Here is a 22,594-nt window from a genome sequence, read left to right on the forward strand (position 1 = left end):
GTCATCGCGGCGAAATTTTCTGGAACAGCGATTGTGTTGATATCGACAGGAAATACCCAATCCTTGAGCCCGCCGAAAAGAAATGTATCGAGAATGAAATAAAGACGAACAGGCAGGCAAAAAAAAACAGGCGACTGTGAAAGTCGCCTGTTTTTCGCTACTGCCCGGACGAACCGATCAATCCGCCAGCCAGCCATTCTCCCAGTAACGCAGATTGTCGCCGCGCAAGATGTAGTCGCGCAGCACCACCTCGCGCAACTCGTCGCCCATGCGGTAGCTCGCATCCGGGTCGGCCAGGTGCATGCGGATTGCCTGCAGCCATTCATCCGTGGTGTTGGTCTTGATCCGTGTGCACGGCAGGTAACCGCGATAGGCCTCGGTGTCGGTGCAGATCACCGGATAGCCGCAGGCGCCGTACTCCAGCAGACGCAGGTTGCTCTTGCAGTCGTTGAAGATGTGGAACTCCAGCGGTGCCAGGGCCAGATCGAGATTGAGGCTGGCCAGTTTCGCGGGGTACGCATCAAGGGGAATCACCCCGTGGAACTCATGCATGTAGGGACGCAGGTCGTCCGGGCACATGCCGAAAAACACCCAGTCGACCTCATCGGCCAGTTCGCGCACGACATCGGCGATCACCGCCAGGTCACCATGGTGACTGGTGCCGCCGCCCCAGCCGACACGAGGCTTTTTCGAAGTGCGGCGCTGGCTGCGCAGGTTGCACCAGAACTCTTTCGCCAACATGTTCGGTACGACGCGAATGTCGTGATGCATGTCCGACAATGCGTTGGCCAGTGGCTGAGTCGAAACCACGACACGGTCGCACATGCCGATTGCCCGGCGAACAATGCGTTCCATTTCATACTTGTCCGGCATGTTGCGGATATGCGCATTGCGATGCGGCACATCAATGACGTAGTCATCCAGCTCGTAGATGCGACGCGCATTGAAGTAGTTGCGCAGCACCGGCATTTCGTTGACCGACGCCTCTGTGTAACGCCCTTGCAGAACGATTACATCAGGCGACATGCGCTCGATTTCAACGATCGGCGGCAGGTTCACGCTATAGCGAATCTGCCCTTGCACCCGCCCTGCCGCTTCGAGTTCGATCAGCGGTTGCGTGACACGATAGTGACCGATCGCCGAGGCATTGATCGGCAACCCGAGAATCTTCGGCTGGGTGCCAGTGCTGAAAGGACTCCAGCCGGTGCGCAGGCCCGGTTCGAGCGTGAAGCTTGAGCCCGTGTGCTTGTGCAAAGACAGATTGGGATTGTAGGCAGGGTCACGGGCAACGACCGGCAGCCAGCGCTTGAAGAACGTTTCTTCTTGCTGATTGTGCGAGACCCCTTCCTCATCGTTGACCGCATCGACTGGCTGCGCGCCCAGCGCCAGCGCCGCATAGGGTGTCCACACCACCAGATAACCCTGGCGGGCTACGCGCAGCGCCAGATCCACTTCATACAGCATGCGCGGCAGGCTCTGCTCATCCAGGCCGCCCACTGCATCGAACACTGACTTGCGCACCATCAGGCAATCGGCGCCAACGGCGCTCAGATCCTGAACCACCTGCAAACGGAACATGTAGCCGGAGGATTGCATCGACTGGCCATAGAACGGCAAGCCGGCCGGCCCCTGCAAACCGAGCACCAGACCCGCATGCAAAACATAGCCATCAGGATTGAAAAGCTTGGCACCGACGATGCCGACTTCCGGGCGCTGCGCGTGATTGAGCAGTTCGTCGAGCCAGTCAGCCTGAGTGATCACCGTATAAGGATTGAGCAGCAGGACGTATTCGCCCCTTGCCTGACTCACGGCAAAGTTGCGCAATGCGGCGACATTGCCCTGCTGTGGGTAACTCAGCACGCGTACACGCTCGCTGCCCAATTGCGCCATGCCGTCCAGCCAGGCACGGGCCTCGGCGGTCTGACTGCCATTGTCGACCAGCAGCAGCTCATATTCGCTGTAAGCGGTTTTTTCCAGCAGGCTCTCGACGCAGCGTTGCAGCGCCGCAATCTGGTCGCGGGTCGAAATGATGATCGAGACCAGCGGCCGATGCGCATGCCGATAATCGACTCGATTGAGCAGGTCGACACTGCCTCGGCGCAGGTCGTGGGAGATACCCAGACGGTCAAGATGAGCCGACAGCAATCGTGAATTGTTTTGCGTCACGGCCGGCAGCGACAGCCACTGGGTCAGGTCGAATGTCGACTCGATGGCAATCTCGGCCAGGTGTCCGACCGCCTGGGTGCCGTGATCCTCAACCATGCGCCAGAGCATGTCGTGAGGCGCAAGCTCAGTGAAGGTCGAATCGAAACCGCCGAGCGTCAGAAAAACCTCGCGCCGGAAAGCCAGCGCGCGGCCGACATAAGGGTAGCTGCGCAGCAGATCCAGGTTGAAGTCGGGCTTGAATGCCGGCTCCACCGATTCCCCTGCGCGCAAGCTGCCTTCATCGCTGTACAGACAATGCAGGGCGCTGTTGAAGGCGATGCGCTCGGCCATCATCAGCAGGGCCGGGGGCACCAGACGATCACCGGCGCGCAGCAGATAAAACCAGTCAGCACCTTCCAGCTGCGGCAGCAGTTGATTGATCTGTTGCAGGTAATCGTCCTGCAACGGCAAATGGAACACCCGACCGTCCAGTACCGGCTCGGAACAATCGGTGGACAGTACCAGCGTCAACTCGGGTGGATAGACCTGCGCGGCGAGACTCTCCAGGGTGCGTTCCAGCGCCGCCGAACTGCCCTGCTCATCCACCACGACTGGCACGATTCGCGGCGTGGACGGCCAGCTCGCCAGCGTGTCCGGCAGCAGTCTGTTCTGCACGTCGCTGAGCCTGCGGCACTCCAGCCATTGCGCATAGAGTTCGGCAAAACTCTGGCTGTCCGCGCCGACCTGCCAGATCTGCGCACTTTGTTTGGTGCCCAGCGTGCGGCTCAGCGGCAGCTCCACCCAGACCCGGGGCGACTCATCTGCCTTGGGCATGGGCACATAACGCACCCAGCCCTTGGCGGGCGCCGATTCGCCGCTGCGCGCCTTGAGCATTTGCAGCAGCCATTGCTGCTCGACGGCCAGAGCATCCTTCATCACTTGCTGGCCACTCAGGCGATCCGGATACAGGCGTTCGATACTCAAGACATGGTTGGAGATCACCGCGTTGCCGCGTCGCAGCAGACACACGAACAATGCGAAATCCAGGCTCGCCACAAAACAGTGGCCCGGCTGCGTCAACGCCGGCAGCAATTCGACAACGTCGGCGCGGCGGAACAGGGCATTACTGAAACCACCGAGAAGGTTCGACGGGAACGTCTCGAAGAGCGCCAGCAGGTCCTCCCCCTTGAACAACCCACTGACCGGCGACAGTGGCGTATTTTCCAGGCGTGAAGGCAGGACCATGTCGTCGGCGTCCCAGAACAGACGCTGGGCCAGCACCAGATTGACTTCGTCACGATTGGCCAAGACATCAGCCTGACGCTCGATACAGCTGGCGAACAGCTGATCGTCGTCACACAAAAACTTGATGAATTCGCCCTGGGCCAGATCCAGGCAGGCTTGCAGATTGCCGACCATGCCCAGGGTGCGCGGGTTACGCACGTAATGCACGACAACCCCGCTCTGCTCGGTTATCGCCGCGACGATGGCTTCTATTTCAGGACCACGACTGTCATCACACACGATGATTTCGAGATGGCCATAGCCCTGGCTGACGGCGCTGCGCAATGCGCGCTCGAAGAAGCGCGGGTTGAAGGCAGGAATGACAAGGCTGACGAGGGGAAGTGAATTCACGGCGGGCTCGCAGGCGGTACGAGCCCGCTCGGTAAAGCGAGCCCATGAAACCGCAAAAAACATTAACTGAGGAACTGGGCAAACGGGCGCTCGCGCGCCCGTTCAGTGTCAGATCTTGTTGAACAGACCCAACTGACTGATTTTGCTGAAGGCCAATTGCGAGGCTTGCAGCATGGTCTGCTGCAACGTCAGGCGGGTCATCACCTCGGCCGGATCCGAGTCACGGATCGAACCCTGGGTCATGGTATTGGCCTGGATCAGACTCTGGTTAGTCGTGTCCTGGTCGTCGAGCGACTGCCCGCGAGCACCGATCGAGGTCACCGCAGCGCCAATCTGGTTGGAAGCGCTGTCGAGATTGCCCAACGCCGATTCCATGGCCCCCTGGAATTTCTGCTTGACCACCGGATCACCATCGACCGGCAGGTTCAGCGCCGTGACCATCTGGCCCAGGGTGTCGAGCACGTTCTGGGTCTGGTGGTTGTTGGACTGGATCGAGAACTGATCGCCCGCGCCCGGCGTACCGCCGATGGCGAAAGTCACACCGGCAGCCGTGGCGTTGCCACCGACCATGGTGCCCGAGGACACCGGTTTGCTGTCAGCGGTCACGGGGGCCGCGTACAGATCGAAGTCGGTGGCGCTGGTGAACTTCAGCACCGCACCGCCGCCCGACGGGAAAGCCCCACTGTAGGCCGCTTGGTCGGTCACGCTGGCGCCGGTGATCACTGCGGTCGACGGGTTGCCGGGGCTGCGCGCGGTGGTGAAAGAGTCAGGCGTGGCCGACAGCTGGAAGCTGTGACCGGCGATGACCGCGTCCGGATTGGTGTCACCGGCCTTGAGGTTGATGTTCAACTTCAAGTCGACGCCGCGGAAGCTGACGGCCTGGTTGGTGCCGTTGCTGTTGCTGATCACGCCGTTCTGGCTGGCTTCGGACGTCACGTCGTTGCCCAGGGCATCGGTGATCTTCAACTGGGTGCTGCTGACAAAACTGACAGTGTATGGCTGTCCGCCGGAGAATTTGGCGTTGTATGTCGCCGCTGTGCCGACCGTACCGTTGGACAGCACCACACGACCGTCATCCACCGCCGGAGCGGTCATGTTGGTCTGGGTGCGGCTGGTGTTGATGGTCTGCTGGAACGCATCCCAACCGGTGGTGTTGGTCGCGACCGACATGCCGTCACCAATGCCCAGGTTGATCTGAGTCTGGTCACCGTTGTAGGTGTAGGTGCCGTCGACGTTCTGCGAGTACGGCGCGGTATCGGTCTTGGAACCGGAGAACAGATAGTTGCCGTTGGCGTCCTTGGAATTCATCAGGCCCAGCACCTGTTGCTGGATCTGGCCCAGTTCCGCCGCGTACGCCTTGCGGTCAGCATCGGTGGCGATGCCGTTGTTGGCCGCCAGGCCGATTTCCTTGGCGCGCTGCAGTGCCGTGGTGATGGAGTTCAATGTGGACTCCTGCACGGTCAGCGCGCTCTTGGTGGTGTCGATGTTGCCCTGATACTGGTCGAGCATCGCACTTTGCTGACCCAGCTTGAGCAGACGACCGGCGCCGATCGGATCGTCGGCAGCGGTGTTGATGCGCTGCAGGCTGCTCGCTTCGTTGGCGGTCGCGACCGTCTTGCTGTAGTTGCGCTGATATTGAGCAGCTTGCGTCGCGTAATACTGGGCGGTGGAAATGCGCATGAATTACGACTCCTTAAAGACTGTTGATCAGCGTGGCGAAAGTTTCCTGCGCAGCTTTGATGATCTGCGAAGACGCTGTGTAGTACTGCTGATACTTGACCAGGTTGCCGGTCTCTTCATCGAGGTTGACCTGGGACAGCGAATCGCGCGCGCCCTTGGCCTGATCGAGGATCACCGAAGTGGCGTCGCTGTCGGACTTGCTCTGCGCAGCCTTGGTACCGACGTTGGTCACCAGTTTGTTGTAGGCGTCGGTCAAGCTGATGCCTTTGCTGCCGCTGCCGGTGTCCACGGTCTGCTTGGTCTGCAGGCCAACCAGCGCCTGGGCGTTGCGGTTGTCCGAAGAGGCTGCGCCGGTCAGGTTGATGGTGAAGGTCTCGCCGGACTTCGGCGTCGCGCCCACGGTGGTCTGCACGGTGAAGGTCTTCTGCACGTTCGGCGTGACAGTGGTGTCCATCACCGGCGCACCGGTGGAGTCGACCATGCCGACCTTGAGGTTCAAGGTGTTGGCCTGCCCCGGCACGATGGTGCCCGAACCGATGGTGTTGCCCTTGGCGTCGACCATGTTGTACGACTGGCTGCCGCTGGCGACCGCACCGAACACCAGTTTGACCGGCGTCGAATATTTGAGCGCATTCTGCAACTCGGTCTGCGACGCCGGGTTGTAGATGTCGATCGAATCGGTCAGCGTCGGCTGGGTGTAGGTACCGGAGTTGTTGGCACTGGCCACCCCGGTCAGCGGTGCTGCCGCAGCGATTTTCTTCGGATCGGTCAGCACGGTCTGGATGGAACTGGCCGCGTTACGGGTCGGCGTCACCTTGAAGGTGTCGCCAGCGCTCAGGGCGCCGCCGTTGAGGGCCAGGGTGAAGCCGTCGATCACCGGCGGTGGCGTCGTCGTGGTGCTGAACGAGCCCATGTCGGTGCCATCGGAGCGCTTGACCGAATAGTTGGTGGCGCTGGTGAAGGTCACCTGATAATCGCTGGTGGTCAGCTTGCCGGTGTCCTTGATGGTGACATCGAGGTTGCCCGAGCCTGCGCTGTTGCCCGACTGCGCAATGCTGCGCTGACTGACCAGCGCGGCACTGTTGATGTTGTTGAAGAGCGCTGCGCCGAAGTCACCGTTCTTGTCGATGCCCTGGGCTTGCTGGCTGTTGATCTGATCGGCGACGACCAGCGCGACACGCCCCAGCTCATTGAGCGACGGATCGAGCACTTCCTTGCGATAGGTCAGCAGGCCGCCGATTTCGCCGCCGCTCATGGCCGACGTGATGTCGATGACGCTTGAGCCACGGTCCATCTGAATGGCCATGCGCGTCGGATCGTCCTTGCTCGGCACGGTGCTCAGGGTGTTGGTGGTGTTGCCGATCACCAGCGGCTGGCCGGTGCCGATATACACGTCAAAACTGGTGCCACGTTCGACGACCTGTGCACCGGTCAGCTCGGAGAGCTGGCGCACCGCTTCGTTACGGGTGTCGAGCAGGTCGTTCGGCTGGCCGCCGCTGGTGGAAATCTCGCCGATCTTCTGGTTCAGGTTGGCAATCGAAGTCGCCAGTTTGTTGACCTGGGAGGTCATGTCGCCCAGGTTGCCGTTGATCGTGGTGTTCTGATCGTTCAGCTGTTTGGCCAGCGCATTGAAACGGCTGGTCAGCGCCTGCGCACCCGTCAGCACCGACTGACGAGAAGTGTCGTCAGTGGCCGAGGTCGCCACGCCCTGCATTGTGGTGAAGAACTTCTGCAGCACACCGGTCAGGCCAGTGTTGGTATCGGACATCGAGGCATCCAGCGCAGTGGCCTGGGCACCGTACGCAGCCGCTTCGCTGTTGAGCGAGGTGGCGGTATGCAGCTGGTTTTCGAGGTAAGAGTTGTAGACCCGGCGCACGTCAGCCAGGGTGGTACCGGTACCGATGAAGACGTTGCCGAACTGCTGCGAGGCCTTGGTGCCCTGCACGGTTTGCTGGCGTGAATAACCGGCGGTGTCGACGTTGGCAATGTTGTTACCTGTCGTCGCCAGAGAGGAAGAGCTCGCGGCCAACCCCGACATCCCGATATTGAGCAAACTCATGATTCAAACCTTACCGTATGTTTATAGAGGCGTCGTGGAAACGCCGGCCGCAGCGTAGTTTTCGAAACTGTTCATCTGCTTGGCTATCTGCGAAATCTTCGTCGCGTAGTTCGGGTCGGTCGCGTAACCGGCCTTTTGCAACTCGCGTACAAACTGTTCTGGGTTATCGGCCGACTTCACCACATCTTGATAGCGATTGTTGGTCTGCAGCAAAGTCACCAGATCGTGGAAACTGTCCTTGTACGAGGCGTAGGAACGGAACTGCGCCGTCTCCTTGACCATCTGCCCGTTGCGGAACTCGCTGGTGATCGCCCGGGCCGAATCGCCGGTCCAGTTGCTGCTGGCCTTGATCCCGAACAGGTTGTGACTGCTGCTGCCATCCTGGGCGCGCATGACCGATTTGCCCCAGCCGGTTTCCAGTGCGGCTTGCGCCACCAGATAACGCGGATCGACGCCAATACGCGCGGCGGCTTCTTTGGCCATCGGCAGCATGGTGTTGACGAATTCGTCGGCGGAGCTGAAGGCGCGCTTGGCCGGCGCCAGCGGAATCTGCGCCATTGCCCGGCCGTAAATCTGCATCTGCCCGCCGGACGCCTTGGCGTCTTCGGCACGGCTCAGCCAGTCGCCGTTGTACAGCGGGCCGGCGCCGGTGGCGGCCGTGGTCGCGGTGCGTTGCGGCAACGCATTGGCGGCGGCCGGCGTGGCCGACGGCACCAGACCGGCGAGCAAACGATCGGCCAGCTTTGGTGGCAGCGCCAGGCGACGCTTGTTGATCATCGCCATGTCATTGCTGTGCGAGGCTTCGGTATTGGCGACACGCCCGGAACGCGAGGCCCACAACGGACGCTCGCCATTGAGCCGCGATAACGGCCCGCTGGTGGCGGTGGTGCCGGCAGCAATCGGGGTCTGCACCGCAGCGGCTTTCGCCGCCTCTTGCTTGGCGGCGGACGCGGCTGCAGCCTCACCCGGCGCCAGCGGCTTGTTCCTCGACATCTGCTTCATCAGCACGTCGGCCAGACCGATACCACCGCCCTCGCGGGACAGCGACACCGCCAGTTGCTGGTCGTACATTTCCTGATATTGCTTGGCCGCCGGGGTGTTCATCGGGTTGTCTTTACCCAGCGCCTCGGTGGCCGAACGCATCGACTTGAGCATTTCGCCGAGGAACAGCGATTCGAACTCCTGCGCCACCTTGCGCATGTTCGCGTCGCTGTTCTTGTCGCCGACCTTGAGCTGGTTCAGACGATTGAGGTCGGAGTACGACCCCGAATCGCCCGTGCCCACCAGACTGCCTTTGCGCATATCCATGGTCGCCGTCCTCAGATCACGATCAGGTCGGCTTGCAACGCGCCGGCCTGCTTCAGTGCTTCGAGAATGGCCATCAGGTCACCCGGTGCCGCGCCAACCTGGTTCACCGCCCGCACGATTTCGTCGAGGGTGGTGCCCGGGCCGAACTTGAACATCGGCTTGGCTTCCTGCTGGGCATTGACCCGCGAGCGTGGCACCACGGCGGTCTGCCCATTGGACAACGGGCCCGGCTGGCTGACGATCGGGTCTTCGGTGATGGTCACGGTCAGGCTGCCGTGGGTCACGGCCGCCGGCGAAACTTTCACGTTCTGGCCGATCACGATGGTGCCGGTACGCGAGTTGATGATGACTTTCGCCACCGCCTGACCCGGGTCGACTTCAAGGTTTTCGAGGATCGACAGATAGTCGACGCGCTGGCTCGGATCCAGCGGCGCCGTCACCCGGATCGAGCCACCGTCGATGGCTTGCGCCACGCCAGGGCCGAGCATGTCGTTGATCTTGTCGACGATGCGCTTGGCAGTGGTGAAGTCGGAACGGTTGAGGTTCAGCGTCAGGCTGTTGCCCTGGTTGAAACCGCTCGGCACCGAACGCTCGACCGACGCACCACCCGGAATACGACCGGCCGACGGAACGTTGACGGTGATCTTCGAACCATCACGACCTTCGGCATCGAAACCACCGACCACCAGGTTGCCCTGAGCGATGGCGTAGACGTTGCCGTCGATACCCTTGAGCGGGGTCAGCAACAGGGTGCCGCCGCGCAGGCTCTTGGAGTTACCGATCGAAGACACGGTGATGTCGACCTGCTGCCCCGGTTTGGCGAACGCCGGCAGATCGGCACTCACCGACACCGCCGCGACGTTTTTCAACTGCACGTTGCCCGACCCTGGCGGCACCTTGATGCCGAACTGCGAGAGCATGTTGTTGAAGGTCTGCAGGGTAAACGGGGTTTGCGTCGTCTGGTCGCCGGTGCCGTTAAGCCCGACCACCAGGCCGTAACCGATCAACTGGTTGGAACGCACGCCGGAAATGCTGGCGATATCTTTCAGCCGCTCGGCGTGGGCACCAAAGGCTGCGGACATCATGGCCGCCGCCAGCATGAAGCTTTTCAGATTCAACGTAGCCACCTAGAAAGGGAACAGCGGGCTGAGGAAGAAACGGTCGAACCAGCCTGGCTGACTCGCATCGGCAAACGAACCGGTGCCCGAGTAGGTGATGCGCGCATCGGCGACGCGGGTCGACGACACGGTGTTGTCGGTGGCGATGTCATCGGCACGCACCAGACCTGCGATCCGCACCAGCTCGTCGCCGGTATTGAGGGTCATCCACTTCTCACCGCGCACGGCGATGATGCCGTTGGGCAGCACATCGGCCACGGTCACGGTGATCGAACCGGTCAGGGTGTTGCCCTGCGCCGCCTTGCTGTCGCCCTTGGTCGCACGGTCGCCGCTGTAGCCGACGTCCAGGCTCAGGTCATTGCCACCCAACGGGTTGTTGGTGGTGCCACTGCCGCCGAACAGCGAAGTCAGGCCGATGCCGGTCTTGCTGTTCTTGGCCACCTGGGAGTTGGCGTTCTTGCTCGCCTGAGTCTTCTCGTTGAGGGTGATGGTGATGATGTCACCGACCCGGAACGCCTTGCGGTCGCTGTACAGGTTCTGTTCGAAACCGGCCTGATAGATCGAGCCGTTGTTGGCCGCCGCCGGCAATGGCGTGCGCGGCAACACCGGAGCGTAGTAAGGGTCATTGGGCTTGGGCGTCGGTGCGACGCAGCCCGCGAGCGAGACGACCCCACCCAATGCCAGAACAGATACGAAGCGTTTCATGACCCTACCTCACGGTGTTGCTGGCGGCCTCAGGCCGCCCCATAGACTTGATTACAGATTCTGCGTTACGAACGAGAGCATCTGGTCGGCGGTGGAGATCACCTTGGAGTTCATCTCGTAGGCGCGCTGAGTGGTGATCATGTTGACCATCTCTTCAACGGTGCTGACGTTGGAACCTTCCAGGGTGTTCTGCAGCGTGGTACCAAAACCGTTCAGGCCCGGGGTGCCGATTTGCGGCGCGCCGGAAGCAGCGGTTTCCAGGAACAGGTTGTTGCCCACTGCCTGCAGACCGGCCGGGTTGATGAAGTCGGCGGTTTGCAGGTTGCCGATCACCTGAGCGGCCGGGTTGCCTGGCACCGTGATCGACACGGTGCCGTCGGTGCCGACGGTGAAGCTCTGCGCGTTGTTCGGGATGACGATGGCCGGCTCCAGGGCGAAACCGCTGGCGTTGACGATCTGGCCATTGGAGTCGAGGTGGAAGGTGCCGTCACGGGTGTAGGACGTGGTGCCGTCCGGCTGCAGGATCTGGAAGAAACCGCGACCGTCGATGGCCATGTCCAGCGGCTGCTCGGTGGTTTGCAGGCTGCCGGCGGTGAAGTTTTTCTGGGTGCCGACGATGCGCACACCGGTACCCAGTTGCAGACCCGACGGCAGTTCGCTGTCCTGGGTCGACTGGGCGCCTGGCTGACGCTTGATCTGGTACAGCAGGTCCTGGAACTCGGCACGGTCACGTTTGAAACCCGTGGTCGAGACGTTCGCCAGGTTGTTGGAAATGGTGGTCAGGTTGGTGTCCTGGGCGGACAGACCGGTTTTGGCAACCCATAGAGCCGGAAGCATTCGATTCTCCTCGTGCGCCTGTTTTACGGCGCGACGTTCTGATAATTAGCTGATCTGCAAGACCCGAGCCATGGCCTGGTCGTCGTCTTTGGCGGTGTTCATCATCTTGACGTGCAACTCGAACTGCTTGGCCAGAGCCAGCACCGAGGTCATTTCTTCCACGGCATTGACGTTGCTCGACTCAAGGAAACCCGACACCAGTTTGACGTTGGCATCGGCCGGCGCCGGCTGGCCGTCCTTGGTGTAGATCGAGCCATCGAGGCCTTTGTTGAGGTTCTTGATGTCCGGGTTGACCAGCTTGATCCGGTCGACTTCCGCCATGACGCGCGGGCCTTCGCCCATCGCACGAATACTGATGGTGCCGTCTTCACCGACTTCGACCTGCTGCTCCGGCGGCACGGCGATCGGACCGCCATTGCCCAATACCGGCATGCCGTTGCCGGCGCGCAATACGCCGAGGGCGTCGATATTCAGGCTGCCGGTGCGCACGTAGCTTTCACCACCGTTGGGGTTCTGCACGGCAATAAAACCGTTGCCGGTCACGGCCACGTCGAGGTCACGGCCGGTCTGCACCAGCGAACCGGCGGTGAAGTCGGTGGCGGGCCGTTCGCTCATGGCAAACGCACGCGCCGGAAAGCTGTCACCGAACACCGGCATCGAACGCGCCTGCTCCAGGTCGCGCTGAAAACCATTGGTGGAGATGTTCGCCAGGTTGTTGGCATGGGCCTTTTGCGCCAGTGCGTTCTGACTGGCGCCGGTCATTGCCACATAAAGGTACTTGTCCACACTCTTTCCTCTGCATGCCGGACGTTTGCCGCCCACCGCTGTACTGCTGAGCCATAAGCAATTTGCAGACCAACTTTTTTCTGGCGGCTTGCGGCCCGGTAAACAAAGGACTTGCGGGGTTTTGCGGGGGAACTGGAAATGTATCGAAGTCGAAAAACCGGCGGTGTTATGCCGCTAGGCGGCAATCCCGATTTTTGCAGATGGAAAAAGAACCTGTGGCGAGGGAGCTTGCTTCCGCTGGGTTGCGTAGCAACCCCAAACCCATTCAATACGGTGTATCAGACAAACCGCATTGATCCGGTTTACGACTGCTGCGCAGCCGAGCGGGAGCAAGCTCCCTCGCCACAATGGTTACTCGGCAGAATCTTTACCGACTTCGTATTCACGCAGCTTGTTGGCAATGGTGGTGTGCGAAACCCCCAACCGCTTCCCCAGTTGCCGACTGCTCGGGTGCTCGGAATACAAGTGCTCCAGCACCGCTTTTTCAAAGCGCCCGACGATCTCGTCCAGCCCACCCTCCAGCGAGAAATCGCCAAGCGGCTGACGCACGCCGTAGTCCGGCAGGCGGATGTGTTCGACCTTGACCGTGCCACCCTCGCACAGCGAAACCGCCTGGAACAGCACGTTCTCCAGCTGCCGCACGTTGCCCGGCCAGTGATAATGACTGAGGCGATCCATCGCCGCCGGCGCCAGTTTCGGCAGCGAGCAGCCGATCTGTCGGCTGGCCTGATCGAGGAAGTGCTCCACCAGCGGAGTCAAACCGTCGAGGCATTCGCGCAGCGGCGGGATGTGCAGCGACAGCACGTTCAAGCGGTGATACAGATCCTGACGAAACTCGCCGCGCGCGCACAATTCGGACAGGTCGACCTGGGTCGCGCAGATCACCCGCACATCCAGATACACCTCTTCATCACTGCCGACCCGGCGGAAGCAGCCGTCCTGCAGAAAGCGCAGCAGCTTCACCTGCAAGCGCGGGCTCATTTCGCCGACGCCATCGAGGAACAGGGTGCCGCCTGCCGTCAGCTCCAGCAGGCCAAGCTTGCCTTCGGCGCGCGCCCCTTCGAACGCGCCGGGGCCGTAGCCGAACAGTTCGGTCTCGGCCATCGACTCCGGAAGTCCTGCGCAGTTAAGCGCCATCAGCGGCGACTGCCCGCGCGGACTGGCGAGGTGACAGGCGCGGGCGAGCAATTCTTTGCCGGTGCCGGTTTCGCCTTCGATCAATAGCGGCGCATCCAGCGGCGCCATGCGCCGCGCTTCACGCACGACAGCGGCCATTACCTTCGAACTCTGGAAAATACTGTCGAAGCCGCGCAGCTCCTGTTTACGCACGTTATAGATGCGCTCGCCGACGCGATCGGCGCGGTGCAAGGTCAGTACCGCACCGGCCATGGCCTCACTGTCGTCATGTTCCGATTGCAGCGGCGCGATGTCGGCGAGAAAGATGTCGCCCTTGACCTTGACGCGCATGCCGTTGATTCGCGATTTGTTGGCGCGCACCAGTTCCGGCAGGTCGAAATCCTCGGCATAGCGCGACAGCGGAATCCCCGGCACTTCATCCACGCGCACTCCGAGCAACTGCGCCGCCGCGCGGTTGGCAGCAACGATCGAGCCGCCCATGTCGATCGACAGCACCGGGAATTCCAGCGCGCCGAGCAACGCGTTCAGCTCCATGTGCCGACGCTCGCTGGGCATCAGCCCGACGCGCTTGACGCCAAACACCCCGGCAATCGCCTCGAATTTGGGCCGCAGCGCCTGGAACTGGATGTTGATGAGGTTCGGGCAGTGCAGGTAGATCGCATTGCCGTGCTCACCACCGACCTCGCCGCGCGCCACGTTGATCCCGTACTCCACCAACAAGTTGAGGATGTCGCGCAGGATGCCGATGCGGTTTTGGCAGTGGACTTTGATACGCATATGAATGACCCGAAAAATTGGGATTGAACACAACTCCTGTGGGAGCGAGCTTGCTCGCGAAGGCGTCAGCACATCCAACATTGATGTGTCAGACCTAACGCTTTCGCGAGCAAGCTCGCTCCCACAGGGTATTGCGGTGCGCCCGGAACCCATTTTTCTGTCGAGGCGCGCAGATTGTTGTCAAGATTATGTGACAGCCACTGCCGCTTTCAAACCTGAAAATCACCGCAAACGCGAGATACGCGCCAAAGCGTAACGATTTTTTTACGAAATCCAGCGGCTTTTCCTACAAGAAGCACATTCAACCTGCTGCATCCCACCCCGCTCTCAGGTAATTCTGAATCCATCGCTGGACATAACAAGAACGAATTCCCCTAGCAGGAGAGCAGTATGAAGCAGACGCAATACGTGGCCCGCGAGCCCGATGCGCAAGGTTTTATCGACTACCCCGCCGAAGAACACGCGGTGTGGAACACGCTGATCACCCGCCAGTTGAAAGTGATCGAGGGTCGCGCGTGCCAGGAATACCTGGACGGTATCGAAAAACTCGGCCTGCCCCACGACCGCATTCCGCAGCTGGGCGAGATCAACAAGGTGCTCGGTGAGACCACCGGTTGGCAGGTTGCCCGCGTCCCGGCACTGATCCCCTTCCAGACCTTCTTCGAATTGCTCGCCAGCAAACAGTTTCCGGTGGCCACGTTCATTCGTACCCGCGAAGAACTGGATTACCTGCAAGAGCCGGACATTTTTCACGAGATCTTCGGCCACTGCCCGCTGCTGACCAACCCCTGGTTCGCCGAATTCACGCACACCTACGGCAAGCTCGGCCTGCAGGCCACCAAGGAAGAGCGCGTGTACCTGGCGCGCCTGTACTGGATGACCATCGAGTTCGGTCTGGTCGATACCCCGCAAGGCAAACGCATCTACGGCGGCGGCATCCTGTCCTCGCCCAAGGAGACCGTTTACTCGCTGTCGGACGAGCCCGAGCATCAGGCCTTCGATCCGCTTGAAGCCATGCGCACGCCGTATCGCATCGACATCCTGCAGCCGCTGTACTTCGTCCTGCCAAACCTCAAGCGCCTGTTCGACGTTGCCCATGAAGACATCATGGCCATGGTCCGCCAGGGCATGCAGCTGGGGTTGCACGCACCGAAATTTCCGCCAAAACCGAAAGCCGCGTGATCCGCGACTTTTGCTGACAATTGAGTCTGTCAGTCGCCGCCACTTTGGTTTAGCGTGACGGCATTGACGGGCCGATAGTTTCTATAAAAAAAACATACTCGATTTCAGGAATCACACCATGTCCACTTTGAACCAAGCCCACTGCGAAGCCTGCCGTGCCGATGCACCACAAGTCAGCGACGAAGAACTGCCGATCCTGATCAAGCAGATCCCGGACTGGAACATCGAAGTACGCGACAGCATCATGCAGCTGGAGAAGGTCTTCCTGTTCAAGAACTTCAAACACGCACTGGCCTTCACCAACGCCGTCGGCGAGATCTCCGAGGCCGAAGGTCACCACCCGGGTCTGCTGACCGAGTGGGGCAAAGTCACTGTGACCTGGTGGAGCCACTCGATCAAAGGCCTGCACCGCAACGACTTCATCATGGCCGCACGCACTGACGAAGTGGCCAAGACCGCAGAAGGACGCAAGTAATGCACTTCGACGCCATCGGCCGGGTACCCGGCGACCCGATCCTCGGTTTGATGGAGGCCTATGCGCAGGACACTAACCCGCGCAAGTTCGACCTCGGCGTTGGCGTCTACAAGGATGCCCAGGGCCTGACGCCGATCCCCGAAGCGGTGAAAATCGCCGAGGCGCGACTGGTCGAAAGCCAGGACACCAAGACCTACATCGGCGGGCACGGCAATCCATTGTTCGGCAAGGTCGTCAATGAGCTGGTGCTCGGCGCCGACTCGAAGCTGATCGCCGAACAGCGCGCCGGCGCCACCCAGACCCCGGGCGGCACTGGCGCGCTGCGTCTGGCGGCCGACTTCATTGCCCAGTGCCTGCCGGGCAAGGGCGTGTGGCTGAGCAACCCGACCTGGCCGATCCACGAAACTATCTTTGCTGCGGCCGGGGTCAAGGTCAGTCACTACCCCTACGTGGGCAGCGACAACCGACTCGACGTCAATGCCATGCTTGCCGTGCTCAACGAAGTGCCGCAAGGCGACGTGGTGCTGCTGCATGCGTGCTGCCACAACCCGACCGGTTTCGACCTGAACCATGACGACTGGCAGCGCGTGCTCGACGTCGTGCGTCGCCGTGACCTGCTGCCGCTGATCGACTTTGCCTACCAGGGCTTTGGCGATGGTCTGGAGCAGGACGCGTGGTCGACCCGGCTGTTCGCCGCCGAAGTACCCGAGCTGCTGATTACCAGTTCCTGCTCGAAGAACTTCGGCCTGTATCGCGACCGCACCGGCGCATTGATTGTCTGCGCGAAAACCGCCGACAAGCTGACCGACATTCGCAGTCAACTGGCCAACATCGCCCGCAACCTGTGGTCAACGCCACCGGATCACGGTGCGGCCGTGGTCGCGACCATCCTCGCCGATCCGGAGCTGAAAGCCCGCTGGGCCGACGAAGTGGAAGCCATGCGCCTGCGCATTGCCCAGTTGCGCAGCGGTCTGGTCGAAGCGCTGGAACCGCACGGCTTGCGCGAGCGCTTTGCGCACATTGGCGTGCAACGCGGCATGTTCTCCTACACCGGGCTGTCACCGGAGCAGGTCAAACAGCTGCGTGAGCAGCACAGCGTGTACATGGTCAGCTCAGGCCGCGCCAACGTCGCCGGGATCGATGCCACCCGCCTTGCATTGCTGGCACAAGCCATCGCTGACGTCAGCAAATAGATCCAGCCACACAAACCCTGTAGGAGCTGCCGAAGGCTGCGATCTTTTGATCTTTGTTTTTAAAATCAAAGTCAAAAGATCGCAGCCTTCGGCAGCTCCTGCATTTGTTCGCGGCGCCTCCCCCTGCGGCCATCTGTCGCATTATTTTGAATTAAAAGTCTGTTTGTCATTTTTCCTGCTGTATCCTGCGCAGGCTTTCAAGAAGCGCGGATCTACCAGATCTATCAACAGACTTAGCGAGGAGCGCAACCATGCACGAGATTCCTAATCTCCCCTTCCCAAGCCTGCACGTACCTGAGCAGACGACCACGCAACAAGCCGGCGCGGAGCAGCCCGAGCAGAAAGAAGCCGTTGAGAGCCGCCAGGCCGACAGCGAAGAGTAAAACCCGCCGTACAGACCGTGTGGAAAGCGCTAAGATGCGCTTTCCACACTGCCTGAAACCGAGCCCGCCATGACCGACGAATTCTCTGAAAGCCAAGCCGCCGTCCTGATCGGCGCCACCGAGAAAATGATCGAGATCTGGCAGCGCCTCTCCCCGGAAAAGCAGGCCGCCCTGCTCGCCCGTTTCGGCAGCGAAGAAAACGCTCTCGCCGCTCTGGTCACCACACAATTGGTCGCCCCGGCCAAACCCTGAAGCCAGCGCCCGGAAATAGTTTTACTTTTCCCCGCCCCTGACACGTCCGCGCCGGTATCATAAGCAGCCTATCTAATCCTGCTTTGCCGTGGATCGTTCCCCATGTCGTCCTCTATACCCGAACCGCAGCGCCCCCTGGCGGTCACGCTGCAAGTCGTCTCTATTGTTCTCTTCACCTTTATCGGCTATCTGAACATCGGCATTCCGCTCGCGGTGCTGCCGGGTTACGTCCACAGTGACCTAGGCTTTGGCGCAGTGATCGCCGGTCTGGTGATCAGCGTGCAATACCTCGCCACCCTGCTCAGCCGCCCGTACGCCGGCAAAATCATCGACAACCAGGGCAGTAAACGCGCAGTGATGATCGGGCTGGCCGGTTGCGGCTTGAGCGGCGTGTTCATGCTGATTTCGGCCTGGACACCGAACCTGCCGATGCTCAGTCTGATCAGCCTGTTGATCGGTCGTCTGGTGCTGGGCAGCGCGGAAAGCCTGGTCGGCTCCGGCTCGATCGGCTGGGGCATCGGCCGCGTTGGCGCGGCGAACACCGCCAAAGTCATCTCGTGGAACGGCATCGCCAGTTACGGCGCGCTGGCGGTGGGCGCGCCGTTCGGCGTGTGGCTGGTCGGCCAGCTGGGATTGTGGAGCATGGGCGTCAGCATCATTCTGCTGGCAGCGCTGGGCCTGCTGCTGGCGTGGCCGAAAACCGCGGCGCCGATTGTCGCCGGCGAGCGCTTGCCGTTCATGCATGTGCTCGGTCGCGTCTTTCCGCACGGCTGCGGCCTGGCGCTAGGCTCGATCGGGTTCGGTACCATCGCCACCTTCATCACCCTGTATTACGCCACCCGGCACTGGGATAACGCGGTGCTGTGCCTGAGCCTGTTCGGCGCCAGCTTCATCGGCGCGCGCCTGCTGTTCGGCAACCTGATCAACCGTCTCGGCGGCTTTCGCGTGGCGATTGCCTGCCTGTCGGTGGAAACCCTTGGGCTGTTGCTGCTGTGGCTGGCACCGGATGCGCATTGGGCGCTGGCCGGGGCAGCACTCAGCGGTTTCGGTTTCTCGCTGGTGTTCCCGGCGCTGGGCGTGGAGGCGGTGAATCTGGTACCGGCCTCCAGCCGCGGCGCGGCAGTCGGCGCCTATTCGCTGTTCATCGATTTGTCACTGGGGATCACCGGGCCGTTGGCTGGGGCCATTGCGTCGGGCTTCGGTTTTGCTTCGATCTTCCTGTTTGCCGCTGTCGCCTCACTGAGCGGCCTGATCCTGAGTGTGTATTTGTACCGCATTACAGCAAAACACCACTTTCAGTAATCGCCCAATATTGGCCATTCAGGTGGTTCCGAATGGCCAATAAACACCTGCAGCTTTTATACGCTAACCATGCAAACGGAAGATGGCGAAGCTACCGCGCTCTCTATTTTTACTGGAAACAAACACAATTTTTCGATCTTCCTGGACCGCGAGATCGTGAATAATCTGATCTTTTTCTGGAAATACAATCTTTCCACCATCACCAAACCCCTCATCCCACCCCATGTCTTGTTCAAGACTGGCAATAAATGCCTGGCTATCCGACCCGCCACTCAAATAAGCATAACCTGCTACCACGGCGGTTGATTTCAAATTATAGAGGGCTGCTTTGGTTATATAGATATCGCTGAAATAATCTTTGATATATCCTCCCCATCCTTGTTTGCCAAAAAGTGGATCTTCCTCGCCTTCGAGCCCGCGACGTTGAAGCTGGAGATATAGATACTGCGGAACTCCATTATCCGAAGTACCTACAATATAAAACTGAGAACGATCGTCGCGTTTCAGAATGACGTTTTTAACCGAAGGGACTCCATCATAATATCCTTCGACCCCAAAACTGGAGTCAAGATCACCACGGGCATCATACCGACCAACAAACCAACTTTTATCACGAAGGCCTTCTGAAGCGGCGACAACATAACCAACACCTTGACGAAACATATCCTGCCCTATGACCGAAGCAGATGAACCTCGAAAAACAAGTACATACCCGCGATTACCGAACACTACGTCCAAACTACCGTTATTTTTTAACTTGACCACATAAGCTCTATCAAAAGATCCTCTGTAGTCAAGCGTGGTCAGAAGCAAAACGCCGCCATCGTCCAATAATTCCATAGTTCCGTGGTAGTCGCGCCCCTTATCCGCCAGAAGTTGCTTCACCTTCGGAACATCTGAACTTGCAGGAACAACCTCCTTCAAATCTGGAAACCACAGCATGATGCCTTTGCTGCCAAACCCTTCATCGAACTCCCCATTCAAATCGAATCGAGCCAGGCCGGTAGCACGATTAAAGCCGTCTTTACGAGCGAAGAACCCCAACACATACTTACTATGAACACTATCAAATTTCACGCTATAGGGCTGCGCCAAATCCCACCCAGGAAAAAATTCCGAGAGTTTAAAAACAACACTACCCGAATTGCCGAAGCTTTTGTCGATACGTCCTTCCTCATCAAGCATGGACAGGTAAGTTTCTTGCCGCGCCTCGTCAGTTGCGCCGCAGAGAATCCTGTTCGGATTTGAGAGGAGAGTGACGACCCGAGCTTGAAGCCTCTGACCTTGTTCTCCATATAAAACAACCTCGCTGCGCACACCAAAATCAGTATCAGGAGCACCACGCCCATCAATTAAGTTGCTCATTTGCTTTTGCTCAATCAAGAAAAGAGAGCTCAGTAAACGTGCAATAGCAATCCGGCACACCTGTCAGATATGACAGTCTGGTAGACCGATTAGTTATAAGAAAACAAAAGTTGATTGATTTTCTTATGTGCACGTGTACTTCAACATTCGGGAACTCATTTAAGTTGAGTGGTGCGCAATGGATACAATGCCCGCTCCTGATGGAATGGAACACTTTCAGGACGCCAAACCTTAAAAATCCACCTTGCCACGACCAGCCTTGATGTTGCCGCGCTTGGTCTTGGATTCGAGCCGGCGCTTCTTCGAGCCGAGGGTCGGCTTGGTCGGGCGGCGCTTCTTTTCGACCTTGGTGGCGCTGAGGATCAGCTCGACCAGACGCTCCAGCGCATCGGCACGGTTGGCTTCCTGCGTGCGGTATTGCTGAGCCTTGATGATCAGCACGCCATCGCTGGTGATGCGACTGTCACGCAGCGCCAGCAGCCGCTCCTTGTAGAACTCGGGCAAGGACGAGGCCGGAATGTCGAAGCGCAGGTGCACGGCGCTGGAGACCTTGTTGACGTTCTGTCCACCGGCGCCTTGCGCGCGAATGGCCGTCAATTCGATCTCGGCATCCGGCAGATGCACGTTGTTGGAAATCACCAGCATGGAAAAGCATCCGTAATCAGAACCCGCAGGATACGCCATCAACCCTGTAGGAGCTGCCGAAGGCTGCGATCTTTTGATCTGTTTTAAAGATCAAGATCAAAAGATCGCAGCCTTCGGCAGCTCCTACAGGGGCAATAAAAAACCCGGCACATTGGCCGGGTTTGTCGTTTGTTGCCTCAGCGCTTACTTGGAGGCACTCGCCGCGTGCAGCGCCTGCTGCGCACCGCGCTTGTTCTTGATCACGTAGCAGACCCACATGAACACGACCCACACCGGAATCGCGTACACCGAGATCTGGATGCCCGGGATCAGCAGCATCACACCAAGGATGAACGCGACGAACGCCAGACAGATGTAGTTGCCGTACGGGTACCACAGCGCCTTGAACAGTGGCGTCTGCTGCGTCCTGTTCATGTGCTGACGGAACTTGAAGTGCGAGAAGCTGATCATCGCCCAGTTGATTACCAGCGTTGCAACCACCAGCGACATCAGCAGTTCCAGCGCCTGCTGCGGGATCAGATAGTTGAGCAGCACCGCCACCAGCGTGACCGCTGCCGACGCCAGGATCGAACGCACCGGCACGCCGCGCTTGTCGATCTTCGCCAGACCTTTCGGCGCATCGCCCTGCTCGGCCATGCCCAGCAGCATGCGGCTGTTGCAGTAAGTGCCGCTGTTGTACACCGACAGCGCCGCGGTCAGCACCACGAAGTTGAGGATGTGCGCGGCGGTGTTGCTGCCGAGCATCGAGAACACCTGCACGAACGGGCTGCCGCTGTACGAATCGCCGGACGCGTTGAGCGTCGCCAGCAGGCTGTCCCATGGGGTCAGCGACAGCAGGATCACCAGCGCGCCGATGTAGAAAATCAGGATGCGGTAGATCACCTGATTGATCGCTTTCGGGATCACGGTCTTCGGCTTGTCGGCTTCAGCGGCGGTGAAACCGAGCATTTCCAGGCCACCGAAGGAAAACATGATGATCGCCATCGCCATCACCAGACCGCTGACGCCGTTGGGGAAGAACCCGCCGTGCGACCACAGGTTGCTGACCGAGGCCTGCGGGCCGCCATGGCCGCTGACCAGCAGGTAGCTGCCCAGCGCAATCATGCCGACGATCGCCACGACCTTGATGATCGCGAACCAGAACTCGGCTTCACCGAAGACTTTGACGTTGGCCAGGTTGATCGCGTTGATCAGCACGAAGAAGGCGGCAGCGGTGACCCAGGTCGGGATGTCCGGCGCCCAGTAGTGGATGTACTTGCCGACCGCGGTCAGCTCTGACATGCCCACCAGAATGTACAGAATCCAGCAGTTCCAGCCCGACAGGAAACCGGCAAAACCGCCCCAGTACTTGTGCGCGAAATGGCTGAAGGAACCGGCCACCGGCTCTTCGACGATCATCTCGCCGAGCTGGCGCATGATCATGAAGGCGATGAAGCCGCAGATGGCATAGCCGAGGATCATCGACGGGCCGGCGGATTTCAGCACCCCGGCCGAGCCGAGGAACAATCCGGTACCGATCGCGCCACCGAGGGCGATCAGTTGAATGTGGCGATTTTTCAGGCCGCGTTTCAGCTCGCCTGATTGCGAGGGTTGTCCACTCATGAAAAAGG

General features: G+C 60.1%; 18 protein-coding genes. 6 read left to right on the forward strand and 12 right to left on the reverse strand.

Annotation, left to right across the window (positions count from 1 at the left end; translation table 11 throughout):
• Nucleotides 1-177 precede the first annotated feature (177 nt).
• The 9 genes from ACU680_RS19250 to ACU680_RS19290 all read right to left on the reverse strand — a co-directional run bounded on the left by ACU680_RS19250 (nucleotide 178) and on the right by ACU680_RS19290 (nucleotide 14,187).
• A complete protein-coding gene (locus tag ACU680_RS19250; RefSeq protein WP_448180268.1) occupies nucleotides 178-3,780 on the reverse strand; it encodes a glycosyltransferase in 3,603 nt (1,200 codons plus the stop codon).
• A gap of 108 nt (nucleotides 3,781-3,888) precedes the next feature.
• Nucleotides 3,889-5,460: a flagellar hook-associated protein 3 gene (locus ACU680_RS19255; RefSeq protein ID WP_367083804.1), complete on the reverse strand. Its 1,572-nt coding sequence runs from the start codon at nucleotides 5,458-5,460 to the stop codon at nucleotides 3,889-3,891.
• Between the two features lie 13 nt (nucleotides 5,461-5,473).
• The gene (flgK, locus tag ACU680_RS19260) at nucleotides 5,474-7,519 is read right to left on the reverse strand and encodes a flagellar hook-associated protein FlgK (RefSeq protein ID WP_367083802.1); all 2,046 of its coding nucleotides are present in this window, start codon (nucleotides 7,517-7,519) and stop codon (nucleotides 5,474-5,476) included.
• Nucleotides 7,520-7,540: 21 nt separating this feature from the next.
• A complete protein-coding gene (gene flgJ / locus ACU680_RS19265) occupies nucleotides 7,541-8,827 on the reverse strand; it encodes a flagellar assembly peptidoglycan hydrolase FlgJ (RefSeq protein ID WP_007965499.1) in 1,287 nt (428 codons plus the stop codon).
• Nucleotides 8,828-8,838: 11 nt separating this feature from the next.
• Entirely contained in the window at nucleotides 8,839-9,927 is a 1,089-nt protein-coding gene (locus ACU680_RS19270) for a flagellar basal body P-ring protein FlgI (RefSeq protein ID WP_150113624.1), read from the reverse strand.
• A 27-nt stretch (nucleotides 9,928-9,954) separates the two neighbouring features.
• On the reverse strand, nucleotides 9,955-10,650 hold the full coding sequence (gene flgH, locus ACU680_RS19275) for a flagellar basal body L-ring protein FlgH (RefSeq protein WP_007965503.1): 696 nt from the start codon (nucleotides 10,648-10,650) through the stop codon (nucleotides 9,955-9,957).
• A gap of 51 nt (nucleotides 10,651-10,701) precedes the next feature.
• Nucleotides 10,702-11,487, reverse strand: a complete 786-nt coding sequence (flgG, locus tag ACU680_RS19280) for a flagellar basal-body rod protein FlgG (RefSeq protein WP_003222804.1) — start codon at nucleotides 11,485-11,487, stop codon at nucleotides 10,702-10,704.
• A gap of 45 nt (nucleotides 11,488-11,532) precedes the next feature.
• Nucleotides 11,533-12,273, reverse strand: a complete 741-nt coding sequence (locus tag ACU680_RS19285; protein WP_007965507.1) for a flagellar basal body rod protein FlgF — start codon at nucleotides 12,271-12,273, stop codon at nucleotides 11,533-11,535.
• A 351-nt stretch (nucleotides 12,274-12,624) separates the two neighbouring features.
• On the reverse strand, nucleotides 12,625-14,187 hold the full coding sequence (locus tag ACU680_RS19290) for a sigma-54-dependent transcriptional regulator (RefSeq protein ID WP_448180269.1): 1,563 nt from the start codon (nucleotides 14,185-14,187) through the stop codon (nucleotides 12,625-12,627).
• 390 nt (nucleotides 14,188-14,577) lie between these two features.
• On the opposite strand from ACU680_RS19290, the gene phhA reads away from it, so the two are divergent.
• The 6 genes from phhA (at nucleotide 14,578) to ACU680_RS19320 (ending at nucleotide 18,974) form a co-directional block, all read left to right on the forward strand.
• Nucleotides 14,578-15,369 (forward strand): phenylalanine 4-monooxygenase, encoded by a 792-nt coding sequence (phhA, locus tag ACU680_RS19295; RefSeq protein ID WP_007965510.1) that lies wholly within the window; start codon nucleotides 14,578-14,580, stop codon nucleotides 15,367-15,369.
• A gap of 118 nt (nucleotides 15,370-15,487) precedes the next feature.
• Nucleotides 15,488-15,844, forward strand: coding sequence for a 4a-hydroxytetrahydrobiopterin dehydratase (locus ACU680_RS19300; RefSeq protein WP_003222798.1), 357 nt, complete (start codon nucleotides 15,488-15,490; stop codon nucleotides 15,842-15,844).
• Nucleotides 15,844-17,037 carry an amino acid aminotransferase gene (locus ACU680_RS19305; RefSeq protein ID WP_448180270.1) on the forward strand — a complete coding sequence of 398 codons (1,194 nt, stop codon included), beginning with the start codon at nucleotides 15,844-15,846 and terminating at the stop codon, nucleotides 17,035-17,037. The genes ACU680_RS19300 and ACU680_RS19305 overlap by 1 nt, the downstream gene beginning before the upstream one ends.
• 251 nt (nucleotides 17,038-17,288) lie before the next feature.
• Nucleotides 17,289-17,420: a hypothetical protein gene (locus ACU680_RS19310; RefSeq protein WP_367083791.1), complete on the forward strand. Its 132-nt coding sequence runs from the start codon at nucleotides 17,289-17,291 to the stop codon at nucleotides 17,418-17,420.
• 69 nt (nucleotides 17,421-17,489) lie between these two features.
• Complete coding sequence (locus ACU680_RS19315; protein ID WP_007965516.1) at nucleotides 17,490-17,672, forward strand: hypothetical protein; 183 nt, start codon at nucleotides 17,490-17,492, stop codon at nucleotides 17,670-17,672.
• 102 nt (nucleotides 17,673-17,774) lie between these two features.
• A complete protein-coding gene (locus ACU680_RS19320) occupies nucleotides 17,775-18,974 on the forward strand; it encodes an MFS transporter (protein ID WP_448180271.1) in 1,200 nt (399 codons plus the stop codon).
• A 63-nt stretch (nucleotides 18,975-19,037) separates the two neighbouring features.
• Here the strand turns inward: ACU680_RS19320 and ACU680_RS19325 are convergent, their stop codons facing one another.
• The 3 genes from ACU680_RS19325 to ACU680_RS19335 form a co-directional block, all read right to left on the reverse strand.
• Complete coding sequence (locus ACU680_RS19325; protein ID WP_448180272.1) at nucleotides 19,038-20,339, reverse strand: hypothetical protein; 1,302 nt, start codon at nucleotides 20,337-20,339, stop codon at nucleotides 19,038-19,040.
• Between the two features lie 231 nt (nucleotides 20,340-20,570).
• A complete protein-coding gene (gene arfB / locus ACU680_RS19330; RefSeq protein ID WP_007965520.1) occupies nucleotides 20,571-20,984 on the reverse strand; it encodes an alternative ribosome rescue aminoacyl-tRNA hydrolase ArfB in 414 nt (137 codons plus the stop codon).
• A gap of 183 nt (nucleotides 20,985-21,167) precedes the next feature.
• Entirely contained in the window at nucleotides 21,168-22,586 is a 1,419-nt protein-coding gene (locus ACU680_RS19335) for an amino acid permease (protein WP_448180273.1), read from the reverse strand.
• Between the last annotated feature and the right edge of the window lie 8 nt (nucleotides 22,587-22,594).

Source organism: Pseudomonas sp. LF020, from assembly GCF_053456425.1.